This window comes from Nitrobacter sp., assembly GCF_051535215.1.
GTDB lineage: Bacteria > Pseudomonadota > Alphaproteobacteria > Rhizobiales > Xanthobacteraceae > Nitrobacter.
Genome location: NZ_JBPPLY010000021.1, coordinates 1 through 14,467, shown reverse-complemented (window position 1 = coordinate 14,467; position 14,467 = coordinate 1). Strand labels below are relative to the sequence as shown.

Annotated in this window: 12 protein-coding genes; 5 read left to right on the top strand and 7 right to left on the bottom strand. The window is 63.2% G+C overall.

All coding sequences use genetic code 11. From position 1 onward, the window contains the following. The first annotated feature begins 202 nt into the window (after nt 1-202). From clpB to metB, 4 genes are all read left to right on the top strand, one after another. Complete coding sequence (gene clpB, locus ACS3WB_RS14775; RefSeq protein WP_438276248.1) at nt 203-2,839, top strand: ATP-dependent chaperone ClpB; 2,637 nt, start codon at nt 203-205, stop codon at nt 2,837-2,839. Between the two features lie 397 nt (nt 2,840-3,236). Further along, nucleotides 3,237-5,072, top strand: coding sequence for an assimilatory sulfite reductase (NADPH) flavoprotein subunit (locus tag ACS3WB_RS14770; RefSeq protein WP_438276270.1), 1,836 nt, complete (start codon nt 3,237-3,239; stop codon nt 5,070-5,072). A gap of 10 nt (nt 5,073-5,082) precedes the next feature. After that, complete coding sequence (locus tag ACS3WB_RS14765) at nt 5,083-6,813, top strand: NADPH-dependent assimilatory sulfite reductase hemoprotein subunit (RefSeq protein WP_438276247.1); 1,731 nt, start codon at nt 5,083-5,085, stop codon at nt 6,811-6,813. A 220-nt stretch (nt 6,814-7,033) separates the two neighbouring features. Continuing rightward, nucleotides 7,034-8,218: a cystathionine gamma-synthase gene (metB, locus tag ACS3WB_RS14760; RefSeq protein WP_438276246.1), complete on the top strand. Its 1,185-nt coding sequence runs from the start codon at nt 7,034-7,036 to the stop codon at nt 8,216-8,218. A 121-nt stretch (nt 8,219-8,339) separates the two neighbouring features. Here the strand turns inward: metB and ACS3WB_RS14755 are convergent, their stop codons facing one another. Continuing rightward, nucleotides 8,340-8,687: a BA14K family protein gene (locus ACS3WB_RS14755; RefSeq protein WP_438276269.1), complete on the bottom strand. Its 348-nt coding sequence runs from the start codon at nt 8,685-8,687 to the stop codon at nt 8,340-8,342. Between ACS3WB_RS14755 and ACS3WB_RS14750 the strand changes: the two genes are divergently transcribed. Further along, nucleotides 8,617-8,778 (top strand): hypothetical protein, encoded by a 162-nt coding sequence (locus tag ACS3WB_RS14750; RefSeq protein WP_438276272.1) that lies wholly within the window; start codon nt 8,617-8,619, stop codon nt 8,776-8,778. The genes ACS3WB_RS14755 and ACS3WB_RS14750 overlap by 71 nt on opposite strands. Nucleotides 8,779-8,874: 96 nt before the next feature. Here ACS3WB_RS14750 and ACS3WB_RS14745 read toward each other — a convergent pair whose 3' ends face one another. From ACS3WB_RS14745 to ACS3WB_RS14720, 6 genes are all read right to left on the bottom strand, one after another. Further along, nucleotides 8,875-9,984 (bottom strand): ATP-dependent DNA helicase, encoded by a 1,110-nt coding sequence (locus ACS3WB_RS14745; RefSeq protein ID WP_438276245.1) that lies wholly within the window; start codon nt 9,982-9,984, stop codon nt 8,875-8,877. 170 nt (nt 9,985-10,154) lie between these two features. Beyond that, nucleotides 10,155-11,534: a sigma-54-dependent transcriptional regulator FlbD gene (gene flbD, locus ACS3WB_RS14740; protein WP_438276244.1), complete on the bottom strand. Its 1,380-nt coding sequence runs from the start codon at nt 11,532-11,534 to the stop codon at nt 10,155-10,157. A 38-nt stretch (nt 11,535-11,572) separates the two neighbouring features. After that, nucleotides 11,573-11,923: a flagellar motor switch protein FliN gene (gene fliN, locus ACS3WB_RS14735; protein WP_292619178.1), complete on the bottom strand. Its 351-nt coding sequence runs from the start codon at nt 11,921-11,923 to the stop codon at nt 11,573-11,575. 17 nt (nt 11,924-11,940) lie between these two features. Further along, nucleotides 11,941-12,567 (bottom strand): FliH/SctL family protein, encoded by a 627-nt coding sequence (locus tag ACS3WB_RS14730; RefSeq protein WP_438276243.1) that lies wholly within the window; start codon nt 12,565-12,567, stop codon nt 11,941-11,943. After that, on the bottom strand, nt 12,567-13,649 hold the full coding sequence (fliG, locus tag ACS3WB_RS14725) for a flagellar motor switch protein FliG (RefSeq protein WP_438276242.1): 1,083 nt from the start codon (nt 13,647-13,649) through the stop codon (nt 12,567-12,569). Before fliG ends, ACS3WB_RS14730 begins: the two co-directional genes overlap by 1 nt. Before the next feature lie 6 nt (nt 13,650-13,655). Beyond that, nucleotides 13,656-14,467: flagellar M-ring protein FliF C-terminal domain-containing protein (locus tag ACS3WB_RS14720; RefSeq protein WP_438276241.1), on the bottom strand; the 812-nt coding region annotated here is incomplete at its 5' end.

Sequence of the window (14,467 nt, the reverse complement as noted above, 5' to 3'; positions counted from 1 at the left end):
GGGAAACGGGGTCTAAAATCGGCGTCATTCCCCTTCATTTCCTGGGAGCGTATTCCTACATTTGCCACAAGCCGGATCGACGATCCGGCGCGCCGACCGTTGCCGGTTGAGGAACGTCAATGCGGCCAGCGGAAATCCAATACCCAATGAAGATGTCGCTTCTGTGCCTTCGGGGCAGGGACGACAGGCTGAGGGAGATCCCATGAACATTGAAAAATATACCGAGCGCGTGCGCGGCTTCATCCAGTCGGCGCAGTCGCTCGCGGCACGCGAAGGCCACCAGCAATTTACGCCGCTCCATATCCTGAAGGTATTGCTCGACGACAACGAAGGTCTGGCGGGAAGCCTGATCGACCGCGCTGGCGGCAATTCGCGCGCGATCCTCAAGGCCACCGAAGCCGCTCTCAACAAGATGCCGAAGGTATCCGGCGCCGGCGCGGGCCAGATCTATCTGGCGCCGGCTACGGCGCGCGCATTCGATGCCGCTGAGCAGGCGGCCGAAAAGGCGGGCGACAGTTTCGTCACGGTGGAGCGGTTGCTGCAGGCGTTGTCGGTCGACAAGGACAGCGACGCCGGCAAGATCCTGAAGGACGGCGGCGTGACGCCGCAGAACCTCAACGCCGCGATCAACGCGCTGCGCAAGGGGCGCACGGCGGACAGCGCGACGGCGGAAAATGCTTACGACGCGCTGAAGAAATACGCCCGTGACCTGACGCAAGCGGCGCGTGACGGCAAGCTCGATCCGGTGGTCGGCCGTGACGAGGAAATCCGCCGCACCATCCAGGTGCTGTCCCGTCGTACCAAGAACAATCCGGTGCTGATCGGCGAGCCCGGCGTCGGCAAGACCGCGATCGCCGAAGGCCTGGCGCTGCGCATCGTCAATGGCGATGTGCCGGAAAGCCTCAAGGACAAGAAACTGCTGGCGCTCGATCTGGGATCGCTGATTGCCGGGGCCAAATACCGCGGCGAGTTCGAGGAGCGACTCAAGGCGGTGTTGCAGGAAGTGACGTCCGCCGAGGGCGGAATCATCCTGTTCATCGACGAGATGCACACGCTGATCGGCGCGGGCAAGGCCGACGGCGCCATGGATGCTTCGAACCTGCTGAAGCCGGCGCTGGCGCGCGGAGAATTGCATTGCGTCGGAGCGACCACGCTCGACGAATACCGCAAGCACGTTGAAAAGGACGCGGCGCTGGCGCGGCGCTTCCAGCCGATCTTCGTGTCCGAGCCGACCGTCGAGGATACCATCTCGATCCTGCGCGGGCTGAAGGACAAGTACGAGCAGCATCACGGCGTTCGTATCGCCGACTCGGCGCTGGTCGCGGCCGCCACGTTGTCCCACCGTTATATCACCGACCGCTTCCTGCCCGACAAGGCGATCGATCTGGTCGATGAGGCAGCCGCGCGGCTGAAGATGCAGGTCGATTCCAAGCCGGAAGAACTGGACTCGCTCGACCGCGAGATCGTGCGGCTGAAGATCGAGCAGGAGGCGCTGAAAAAGGAGAACGATGCCGGCTCCAGAATGCGTCTTGAGAATCTCGAGAAGGAACTGGTCGATCTGGAGAAACGGTCGGCCGATCTGACCTCGCGCTGGAACGCGGAAAAAGGCAAGTTGTCCGATGCCGCCAAGCTCAAGAGCGAACTGGATCAGGCGCGGATCGAACTCGCCAACGCGCAGCGCAGCGGCGAATACCAGAAAGCCGGCGAACTGGCCTACGGGCGGATTCCCGAACTCGAAAAGCGCCTGGAGAGCATCGAGGCCAGCGAAAGCAATACGATGATGAACGAAACGGTGACGGCGGACAACATCGCTCAGGTGGTGTCGCGCTGGACCGGCGTTCCCGTCGACAAGATGCTCGAGGGCGAGAAGGAAAAGCTGCTGCGGATGGAAGAGAGTCTTGCAGCGCGTGTCGTGGGACAGTCCGAGGCCGTGCGCGCGGTTGCGACCGCGGTGCGCCGCGCCCGCGCGGGCCTGCAGGATCCCAATCGTCCGATGGGCTCGTTCATGTTCTTAGGGCCCACCGGCGTTGGCAAGACCGAACTGACCAAGGCGCTCGCCGCCTATCTGTTCGATGATGAGACCGCGATGGTCCGCATCGACATGTCCGAATACATGGAGAAGCACTCGGTGGCGCGGCTGATCGGTGCGCCTCCCGGCTATGTCGGTTACGACGAGGGCGGCGCGCTGACGGAAGCGGTGCGGCGGCGGCCTTATCAAGTGGTGCTGTTCGATGAGATCGAGAAGGCGCATCCGGACGTGTTCAACGTGCTGCTGCAGGTTCTCGACGATGGCCGTCTGACCGATGGTCAGGGCCGCACGGTGGACTTCCGCAACACGCTGATCATCATGACGTCGAATCTCGGTTCGGAATTCCTGGTGAACCAGCCCGAGGGAGAGGACACCGGTGCGGTGCGCGAGCAGGTGATGGAAACGGTGCGTGCGCACTTCCGTCCTGAATTTCTCAATCGCGTCGATGAGATCATCCTGTTCCATCGGCTGCAGAAGAGCGAGATGGGAAGGATCGTAGAAATCCAGTTCGCCCGGCTGCAGAAACTGCTGGAAGACCGCAAGATCGTGCTCGATCTCGATGCCGCCGCGCGCGACAGGCTGGCCGAGAAGGGCTGGGATCCGGCCTATGGCGCGCGCCCGCTCAAGCGCGTGATCCAGCGCGACGTGCAGGATCCACTCGCTGAAATGATTCTGGCGGGCAAGATTCACGATGGCGATCATGTCGCGATTTCGGTGAAAGGCGGCGTGCTCACGTTCAACGGTGAGACGCCGCAGCGCTCGGACATCGAGCCACTCGAACCGCGCCTGCCGAAGCGCAAGCTGCACTGAGCGTCACCGCACGCGGCTCTCTTCCTGCATCGCGGGAAGATGCCGCGTGCGGGAAGCGCGACCATTCCTTATCTCGCGGGTCGTGTGCTCGCGCTTTACAGAATTAACGTCCGGTAAAACGGCCAAGATGCCGGTGCCGATTCCCGGCGTCCCGGGCGCTCTCCCGCAATGCTAAAAATGGGTGCACCGGCGGAATATTCGTTTCGCTGCCGGCGTTCGGTGAAGGGTAATATTCTTTTTTTCAATAACGCATTGTTTTCTCTGTCAAACCAGACCTAATCAAGAAGCCGGACTGTCGAAAATGATGCGACAGATTCCGTTCGTTCAGCGGCTCGACCCGATCTGTGAAGCGCGAAAGCGTGGCGGGCGGCAGTTCGTTCCCGAAGGTTGGCTTGCGATGACAAAATTGGAATTTCCAGGATCAGCGCTCACGACAGATCAATGGACGCAAGTGAACCAGCTTGCGACGTCGCTCAGTCATGAACAGGCGATCTGGATCAGCGGCTATTTTGCGGGTCTCAGCAACCGGGCACGCATCGGTGCCGTCGCGTCGGATGTCGCGGAGCTTGCACCGCCATCGCAGAACAGTCTCACGGCTCCCGCGACGCGGCTTTTGACGGTGTTGTTCGCCAGCGAGACGGGAAACAGCAAGGCTCTGGCCAAGACGCTCGTTGAGAGGGCGAAGGCGAAGGGCATCGAGGCCCGCCTCGCCGACATGGCGGACTACAAGACGCGCGGCCTCAAGGACGAGCAGGACATGCTCGTCATCGCCAGCACCCACGGCGAGGGCGATGCACCGCAGACCGCGGTAGGGTTCTTCGAGTTTCTGGAAAGCCGGAAAGCGCCGAAGCTGCCGCAGCTGCGCTACGCGGTTCTGGCGCTCGGCGATTCGACGTACGAAAAATACTGCGAGGCGGGTAAGCGGGTCGACCGGCGGCTCGAGGAACTGGGCGCGCAGCGCCTCGCCGATCGCGTCGATTGCGACGTCGATTACGAAGACGCTGCGGAGGCGTGGATTGCGGCAAGGGTCGCCAGCCTCACGCCGGCCGCGCAGACTGCCCGGTCTATCCCGGCATCGACGGCCGCGGTGCAAAGCCTCGAACCGTCGTCCGCGACATTCGACAAGAAGCATCCGTTTCAGGCCGCGGTCATTGACAACATCGTGCTGACCGGGCGCGGATCGACCAAGGAAACCCGCCATATCGAATTGTCGCTGGCGGATTCCGGCCTGACCTATCAGCCTGGCGACGCGCTCGGCATTGTGCCGCGCAACGACCCGGCGCTTGTCGAGGCTGTGCTGGAGAAACTGTCGCTGCCGGCCGATGCACCGGTGACGGTGAAGCAGACCACAACAAGCCTGAGGGAGGCGCTGAGCGCGACCTTCGAGATCACGGCGCTGACGCCGCGTTTTCTCGACCATTGGGCCGACATCACGGGCGCCGCCGAGCTTCAGGCGTTGCGTGCGCCCGATCAGAAAGAGGCCCGCGCGGCGTTCCAGCACAGCCACCACATTCTTGATGTCGTCAGCCGCTTTCCGGCGTCCGGCATTGATGCCGCGCAGTTCGTCGCCGGCCTTCGGCCGTTGCAGCCGCGGCTCTATTCGATCTCCTCCAGCCTTGCCGCGGCACCCGACGAAGTGCACCTCACCGTCAGCACCGTCCGCTACAGCATGCACGACTTGCCGCGCACAGGCGTCGCCTCCGGCTATCTCGCCGCGCGCACCGAGGCAGACGCCACGATTCCGGTCTACATTCAGTCCAACGACCACTTCCATCTGCCGGACGATGATGTGCCGATCCTGATGATCGGCGCGGGCACTGGCGTGGCTCCGTATCGTGCTTTCATGCAGGAGCGCGAAGCGCGCGGAGCATCCGGCCGCTCCTGGCTGTTTTTCGGCGAACGCAATTTCCGCAGCGACTTCCTCTATCAGGTGGAGTGGCAGGAGCTGGTGAAGAACGGCGTGTTGAGCCGGCTCGATCTCGCCTTCTCGCGCGATGCCGCCCCGAAGACATATGTGCAGGATCGCCTGCGCCGCCAGGGCCGCGATGTCTATGCGTGGCTGGAGGAAGGCGCATATCTTTACGTTTGCGGCGACAGCGCGCACATGGCGCCCGATGTCCATGCGGCGCTCACCGATATCGTTGCCGAGCACGGTGGCCTCGATCGCGACGAGGCGGGCGCCTATCTCTCGGAGCTGCAGCGCGATCGCCGTTATCGACTCGACGTGTATTGAGGCCAGTTTGATGGATGTGAAGGCTGAGCCCGATCGCAGCCGCGACGTTTCCCAACCCCTCGACAAGCTCGGGCCGGATGAAACGCTGAAGGCCAACAGCGACTATCTGCGCGGCACGATCAAGCAGAGCCTGGCCGACGAGATCACGTCGGCGGTGGCGGCGAGCGACGCCAAGCTGATGAAGTTCTTCGGCATCTATCAGCAGGATGACCGCGACATCCGCGACGAGCGCCGACGTCAGAAATTGGAAGCGGCGTTCTCATTCATGGCGCGTGTGCGTCTGCCTGGGGGCGTCTGCAGTCCCGGCCAGTGGCTGAAGCTCGACGATCTGGCGCGCAACTACGGGGGCGACACGCTGCGGCTGACCACGCGTCAGACGTTCCAGTTTCACCGTGTCATGAAGCATGACTTGCGCAGCCTGCTTCAGGGACTGCGCGACGTTCTGCTCGACACCAAGGCCGCCTGCGGCGACGATACCCGCGGCGTGATGTGCACGGTCAATCCCGATCTGTCGAAACTGCACGCTGAGGTTTATGCGCTGGCCAAACGCGCGAGCGATCACGCCGTCCATCGAACGGGCGCCTACAAGGAAATCTGGTACGGCGCGGAGCGTGAGGAGACGGATGGTCCCGAGGAGCCGTTCTACGGCCGCACCTACATGCCGCGGAAGTTCAAGATCGGCTTCGCGATTCCGCCGAGCAACGACATCGACGTCTACGGCCAGGATCTCGGCTTCATCGCCATCGCGCGTCGCGGCAAGCTGAAAGGATTCAACGTTGCCATCGGCGGCGGCCTCGGCCGGACCGATCAGTCGCCCAAGACCTATCCGCGCCTTGCCAGCGTCATCGGCTACATCGACGCCGACAAGCTGTTTCCGACCATCGATGCGGTGATGTCGGTGCAGCGCGACTACGGCGACCGGCTCGACCGGCTGCACGCCCGCTTCAAGTATACCATCGACGAAAAGGGACTCGACTGGATCAAGGCGGAGACCGAGCGCCGGCTCGGCTTCGCGCTCGGTCCCGAGCAGCCCTATACCTTCACGTCGAACGGCGATCCGCTCGGCTGGGTCAAGGGCGAGGATGGCCGTGAGCATTGCATCCTGTTCATCCAGAACGGCCGCGTCATCAACACACCGGACTTTCCGATGATGGACGGCCTGCGGGCCATTGCGGCGGTCCACAAGGGCATGTTCCGCGTCACGCCGAACCAGAACCTGATCATTTCCGACATCGTTTCCGAGGACCGGCCGGCGATCGAGGCGCTGATGAAGCAATACGGCCTCGACCAGTTCGAGACCCGCAGCGGACTGCGCCTCAACTCGATGGCCTGCGTCGCGCTTCCGACCTGCGGTCTGGCGATGGCCGAAAGCGAACGCTATCTGCCCGATCTCGTCACCAAGATCGAGGCCATTCTTAATGCGCACGGGCTCAAGGATGATCCGATCACCATCCGCATGACCGGCTGCCCGAACGGCTGCGCGCGTCCCTACATCGCCGAGATCGGCCTGACCGGCCGTGCTCCGGGCAAGTACAACCTCTATCTCGGCGGCGGCTTTCACGGCGAGCGTCTCAACAAGATGTATCTCGAAAACGTCGGCGAGCCTGCGATCCTCGAGGCGCTCGAGAAAACGCTCGGCCACTACGCCCGCGACCGCAAGCCCGGCGAACACTTCGGCGACTTTGCCATCCGCGCCGGCTATGTCGCAGAGGTGAAGGAAGGGCGGTTCTTCAACGATTGAGCGAGCCGGAGAGGCTTGCTCAAGACAGGAAAAGAACCCCACCGTGACATGCAGCTCCGCTGCCGGGCGTGCTCTTCGCGCGACCCAAGTCGCGCGGAGTTGTTACGGGACCGTTTGTGTTTCGGCTGAAGTCCTTTAGATATTCGAGGCTCGGTCAGACCGTGACATTCCGGACGGACCGGGGCCAGCTCTCGCATTTCATCGAAAGTCCTTCAATACTATGTCCGAGTCTACCAACCTGAAAACGGTCGCGGCCGCAAACGGCATTGCGACCGAGGATAATGTCGGTGCGGTGACGCCGACGATCTGTCTGTCGAGTACGTTCACCTGGCCCGGTTTCGGGCGCAGCGGTCCGCACGAATACACCCGCACCAGCAATCCGACGCGGACGCTGCTCGCCGATACTCTCGCCAAGCTCGAAGGCGGCGCGGGTGCGGTGGTGGTGTCCTCGGGCATGGCCGCGATCGATCTAGTGCTCTCGCAATTGTCATGCGATGATATCGTGATTGCGCCGCATGACTGCTACGGCGGCACCCACCGTCTGCTGGTGAACCGCCGCGACCGCGGTCACTTCCGGGTGGCGTTTGTCGACCAGAACGACCCCGCGGCGCTGATTGCAGCGTTTCAGAACAAGCCCAAGCTGGTCCTGATCGAGACACCGAGCAATCCTCTGATGCGCATCGTCGACATCCGGGCGATTGTCTCGCAGGCGAGAGCGGCTGGCGCCAAGGTCGCCGTCGACAATACGTTTCTGTCGCCGGCGCTGCAGCGGCCGATCACGCTCGGCGCCGATTTCGTCATTCACTCGACCACGAAATATCTCAACGGCCACTCGGACATGGTCGGCGGTGCTGTGATCGCAGCCGATGCCGCTGATGCCGAGGAGCTGGCGGCCTGGGCCAACATCGTCGGCACCACGGGGGCGCCGTTCGATTCCTACCTCGCGCTTCGCGGTATCCGCACGCTGTTTCCGCGCATGGAATGGCAGCAGCGCAGCGCGCAGGCAGTCGCCGAGTTTCTTGCCCGACATCCTCTTGTTGCCGCATGCCACTATCCGGGGCTGCCCACGCATTCGGGCCATGCGGTCGCCAAGGCCCAGCAATCCGGATTTGGTGCGATGCTCAGCTTCGAGCTGAAAGGAAGCGGTGCGGCGGTTGCCCGCTTCGTCGAGGCCGTCCGGCTTTTCAGTCTCGCGGAGTCGCTCGGCGGCACAGAGAGCCTCCTGGCTCACCCCGCGACGATGACCCATGTCAGCATGTCGGAGGAAGCGCGCAAGGCCGCCGGCATCACCAACGGTCTCATACGGCTTTCAATCGGTCTGGAGGATACCGCCGATTTGATCGCCGATCTGGAACGAGCCCTGGCCGAAATCGACGGATCGGCTCGTTCAAAGGCGACCGCCTGAACAGTCACGTCGTAGACGGCTGCAGGGAAAAAATCCGCTTGAAAAAAACGCGGAGCCGACGGGCTCCGCGTCAAACGGCTGGGATGTGTCGGCACGATCGGTGCCGAAAACATTGTGTCGCTTACGGACAGGGATGACGGTAGCCGTCCAGGCCGAGATATGTTCCGGAGGCCGGATCGTAGGAGCGGAAGCGCTGGGCGCAATAGGCCGCGTTCTGTTGTGCGTTGGCCTGACCGGCAGCGATTGCGCCGCCGATAATGGCGCCTGCCGCCAGGCCGCCGATCAACGCACCGGCGCCGCCGCCTCCGCCATGATAGTGGCGATGATGATGGTGATGGCCATAATACTGAACAGCCTCGATCGAGGACGGAGCCGCCTTGCTCATATCGGACTGGCCCATGAGCGGTGCCGACGTCGCCGGCACGGAAAAGGTGAACGCTACGGAACCGGCGAGCATTGCCGCTAACATGATCTTCGATCGCATCGTCAATCTCCTCAATGGCAGGTATCGGAACGAGATATTTGGTCAAGACGCCGTGATTGGCGAGGCGTCAGATTGACGCGAGCGGCTGAAATATCAAGCGCTGACGATCGATATCTTGCGGAAGCCTCTTTTTTGATTGCGTCAGAGGCAGGAAGGCTCCGCCGGCAGCCCGCTACACCACGACGCTCAACCGCTTCGCGGCGCGGGTGATGCCGGTGTAGAGCCAGCGCGCGCGACTGTCCTGAAACGCGAAACTTTCGTCGAACAGCACCACGTCGTCCCATTGCGAACCCTGCGACTTGTGCACCGTCAGAACATAACCGTAGTCGAACTCGTCGTAGGGCTTGCGCTGCTCCCACGGAATATCCTCGATGCCGCCGGCGAAGCAGTCCTGCCGCACCGAGACCTTTGTCACCTTGTGCGCGAATTCTTCATCAGGGGAGAGCCGCATCGTGATGATTTTCGATTTCGAGGCCGCGCGCGACTTCACGCGCCACAGGCCGCCGTTGAACAGCGCCTTTTTGCGGTTGTTGCGCAGGCAGACCAGCTTGTCGCCGGCCACCGGCAGCGGGTCCTCGATATTCTGCCGCTGCCGCATCCGCATGTTGTAGGAGCGGCGGGTGTTGTTGCGGCCGACCAGCACCTGGTCGGCGTTCATCACGCGCGCCGGATCGAGTTCGCCGCGCGCCACAACTTCGCTTTCGCCGTAGCGGCCAACGTCGAGTTCACGGCCCTCGCGAACGTCCATCGACATGCGCACGATCGGGTCGTCCTGAGCCTGACGGTGAACCTCCGTCAGCATCCCGTCCGGATCGGCGCTGGTGAAGAAGCCGCCGCCCTGGATCGGGGGCAATTGCGCGGGATCTCCCAGCACCAGCAGCGGGCAGTCGAACGACATCAGGTCGCGACCGAGTTCGGCGTCGACCATGGAACATTCGTCGATCACGATGAGCTTGGCCTTGGAGGCGGGCGCATCGTCCCACAACTCAAAACTCGGTTGCTCCTCGCCGGATTCGCGGGCGCGATAGATCAGCGAGTGAATCGTCGAAGCGCCGTCGCAGCCCTTGTTGCGCATCACCAGCGCGGCCTTGCCGGTGAAGGCCGCGAACTTGACCTCGCCGTCGACGCCGTCAGCGATGTGGCGTGCCAGTGTGGTCTTGCCGGTGCCGGCATAGCCGAACAGACGGAACACCTGCGGCGTGCTGCCTTTGCCGGGTTTGGCTTTCAGCCAGTCGGCGACGGCTTTCAGCGCTGTATCCTGATGCGGCGTAAAGGAGGTCATGGGGTCCCGGCGGATGACAGAGCCCCGAAGCGGTGCCGCGACTCGATGGTCGAAACCTAACCATTCGCGAGACCGGCGCAAGATGCGTTCCCTTGGTGCTGTGGAACGCTCTATTCCCGTTGCGTGTAAGCGTCTCCGTCTTCGCTTCCGCCTCGAAGGGGGAAGGGCGCTCAGACCGTCGGAACGAAGGCGCGCTGATCGCCGCTGCCGGGGGGCGTGATCGGGATACCGCCGTCGGCATATTCATTGAGCTTGTTGCGCAGCGTCCGGATCGAGATGCCGAGAATGTTCGCGGCATGGGTTCGGTTGCCGAGGCAGTGTTTCAGCGTTTCCAGTATCAGGTCACGTTCGACGTCGGCCACGGTGCGGCCGACCAGCGCCCGCGTCACCTGCTCGGCGGCGAGCGTGGCATGGGCGACGGCGGGAACCGTCTTCGCCAGGTCGAGACGGTCGCCGTCCGGCGTCAGGATCGCGTCGGCGCCGATCTCGTCGTCGCTGGTCATCAGGACCGCGCGGTGAATGGTGTTCTCCAGCTCGCGGACGTTACCTTGCCAGCGGTTCGTGGTCAGCACGCGCCGCGCATCGACCGACAGCGAGCGCACCGGCAGGCCGTTGGCCTCGGCATATTTCTTCGCGAAATGCTGCGCCAGTTCGAGAATGTCGGCGGGACGCTCGCGCAGCGGCGGGATCTTCAGGTTCACGACGTTGAGACGGAACAGCAAGTCCTCGCGGAAGGTCCCCTCACGCACGGCGTCCGCAAGATTACGGTTCGAGGTCGCGATGATGCGGATGTCGACGGGCACCGGCCGCGTGCCACCGACGCGATCGATCACGCGCTCCTGGATGGCGCGCAGCAACTTGGATTGCAGCCGAACGTCCATCTCGGAAATTTCATCGAGCAGCAACGTGCCGCCGGTGGCCTCCTCGAATTTGCCGATGCGGCGCGCGACCGCGCCCGTGAACGCGCCCTTCTCATGGCCGAACAGTTCGGATTCCAGAAGATGCTCCGGGATCGCCGCGCAATTGATCGAGATGAAGGGCCGCTTGGCCCGGTTCGAGCGAGTGTGGACATAGCGCGCCAGCACTTCCTTGCCGGTGCCGGATTCGCCGGTGATCATGATCGAGGCGTCGGAGCCGGCGATCTGCTGCGCCAGCTTGATGACCCGGGCCATTGCCTCGTCGCGGTAGATGAGATCGCGGGAATCGTTCGCCACGGCAGCGAGCACCGCGGCGATCAGCTCCGGATCCGGCGGCAGCGGGATGTATTCCTTGGCGCCCGCATGGATCGCGGCGACGGCGGCTCGCGCGTCGCTGGTGATGCCGCAGGCGACGATCGGCACATGAATGTGTTCCGCCTCGAGCCGCATGACGAGGGCACGGATGTCGAGATCGACATCGACCAGAAGGAGATCGGCGCCCTTGCCGCCACGAAGCACGGCCATGGCCTGGTCGTTGCCGTCCGCGTGGGTGACAGAGGCGCCATTGTCCATGGCGATCTTGGTGGCGGTCGTGAGCTGGCCCTTCAGTGTGCCAACGATGAGAAGCCGCATGATCTGCTCCTGTTGTGTGTCCCGGCTCGCGGCGGGCGTCAGGCTTTGTCGGCCTTGATGATTTCGGTCATGGTCACGCCGAGCTTGTCCTCCACGAGAACGACCTCGCCGCGCGCCACCAGCCTGTTGTTGACGTAGATGTCGATGGCCTCGCCGACTCGCCGGTCGAGCTCCAGAACGCTGCCGGGCCCGAGCTTGAGGAGCGCGCCGACGTCCATCCTTGAACGGCCGAGCACGGCGGACACCTGGACCGGAACGTCGAATACTGCCTCGAGATCGGACGCGACCCGCGAAACCTGCTCGTCCTCGCTGTATCCGACGTCATCGTCCGCCGGCGCATCGGCGGCATTGAGGTCGGGAAGCGGCACCTGGGTGTCGTTATCGCTCATTGTTCGTCCCCATGCCCTCAGGTGTTGCCATTCGATTTGCGAGCCATGTAGCCACGCACCAGTTCGTCGATCCTGGCATCGATGGCCGCGCGTTCCAGCACGATCCCGCCGTCGGCCCACTCGATCCGGCAGTCGCCGGTCTCGATGTCGGGTTCGGCGAGGATGACGAGTTGTCCGGCGAACCCGTTTTGTTTGGCGATGCGTTCGATCTGCTCGCGCGCCGTCTCATAGAGTTGATCGTTGATCCGCACCACGAGATGCGGCGTCGATACCAGATGCCGGAAGCTATCGCAGACCAGCGCGGCGATCTCCGTCAAGGGTTCGGCGGCGATCAACTCGCTGCACAATTTGCGTGCGACGGCGACGGCAACGTCGACTGCCTCGGTCTCCATCCGCGCTTCGACGCCTGCGACGCTTTGGGCGATTGCTCCGACTCCGGCGGAAATGTTCTCGATCGCCAGCGCGATACGGCGGTCGCTCTGCACCCTGGCCTCGCGCTGCGCGGCATCGAACCCGTTTTGATAGGCCCTGGATTCGGCGGCCGCGATCTGTTGCGCGATCTCCGGAGCCGTGGGCGCACGCTCGTTGGATTTATGCGAAACCGAAAAGTCCGTATCGAACAAAAATTTTGCCGGAGCGCCCATCAGTACACCAACTCGTCGTCGGCGCGGTTTTTCGACAGCATGATTTCGCCCTTGGCGGCGAGATCCTTGGCGAGATTGACCAGCAGCGCCTGTGCCTCGTCGACATCGCGCAGCCGGACCGGCCCGAGCGCGGCCATGTCGTCCATCAGCATCTTCGCGGCGCGCGACGACATGTTGCCCATGAAGAAGGCGCGGACCTCCTCGTTGGCGCTCTTCAGCGCGATGCCGAGCTTGTCCTTGTCGACGTGACGCATCAGGGTCTGCGCCGAGCCGGCATCGAGCTTCACCAGATCGTCGAAGGTGAACATCAGCGCCTTGATGCGTTCGGCGGATTCCCGGTTCTCTTCTTCCAGCGCGGTGATGAAACGGGTCTCGGTCTGGCGATCGAAATTATTGAAGATTTCGGCCATCACCTCATGGGCGTCGCGGCGACGGGTCTGCGACAGGTTGGACATGAATTCGCTGCGCAGCGTCTGCTCGACGCGCTCGATGACTTCCTTTTGCACCGCTTCCATCTTGAGCATGCGGCCGACCACGTCGAGCGCCATGTCCTCGGGCAGGATGGCGAGCACCCGCGCGGCGTGTTCGGATTTCAGCTTCGACAGTACGACAGCGATGGTCTGCGGATATTCGTTCTTGAGATAGTTCGCGAGAACCTCCTCGGGAACGTTGGACAGTTTTTCCCACATGTTGCGGCCAGCCGGTCCCCGGATCTCATCCATGATTCCGCTCACCCGGTCGTTGGGAAGATACTGGTTCAGCAGCCGCTCGGTCGCATCGAAGTTGCCCATCAGGGCGCCCGACGCCGACATTCGCGAGACGAATTCGAGCAGCAGGTCCTCGACAACATCGGCCTCGACCGTGCCGAGAGTAGACATCGCCAGCGACAGATCGCGGACCTCGTCGTCGTCCAGCATCGCCCAGACCTTCCCGCCGTATTGCTCGCCCAGCGCCAGCATCATCACGGCCGCCCGTTTCGGCCCGCTCATCGGCTTGGACTTGGGACGGTTGCTCTGACGACTCGCAAGCGAGGCGACGACGCTGGCGATATCGTTTGCATTGGTTGTTTGAGGTACGGCCATGTCGGATCACGCGGGCTCGGCTAACCATTGACGGATGATCGAAGCGGTTTCGGCAGGATTGCGGTCGGCCAGTTCGCCGACCCGATGCACCGACTGGGCGTGAACCTGCCCCTGCACCTGGGCAACATCGATCAACTGAGCGGTGGCGTTGTTGCCGGGTACCAGATTTTGCCCGGATGGGGCGGCCTGGGTGCTGGCCTCGGCCGGGGCCGGGAGCGCAGACGGCGGGCTGGGCGGCGGCGGATCGGACGCCAGGATGCGCCGGACCAGCGGACGGATCACCATGAGTGTCACCACGAGGCCGAGCATCATCATGACGGCGAGTTCAATGACGTACATCAGGTCGTCTTTGGTGAACTGCATCATTCCCAGCAAGCCGGTCGGCTCGGAGAGCGGCACGACAGAGGGCGGCTCGGCGAATCTGAGGTTGACGACCTCGACCTGATCGCCGCGCTTCTGGTCGAAGCCGATGGCTGAGCGCACCAGCGTGGCGATGCGGTCGAGTTGCTCCTTGCTGCGCTCGGCATAGACCATCTGGCCCTTGTCGTCTTTGGTATACGTGCCATCGACGAGAACTGCGACCGAGATGCGATTGACGCGGCCGGCTTCGGTCACCTCGGTCTTGGTGGTGCGGGAGATTTCGTAGTTGTTGGTCTCCTCGCTCTTCTTGCTCTGGTCTCGCGCGGGGTTTGTCGTGTCGGATTGCTGAGTGCCGGGCAACTCGTTGTTGACCGTGACCTGACCGTTGTTGTCGGCGGTGACGGAGGATTCCTCGCGGGTCTGGCTGGACCGCAGCACCCGGCCTTCCGGATCGAACT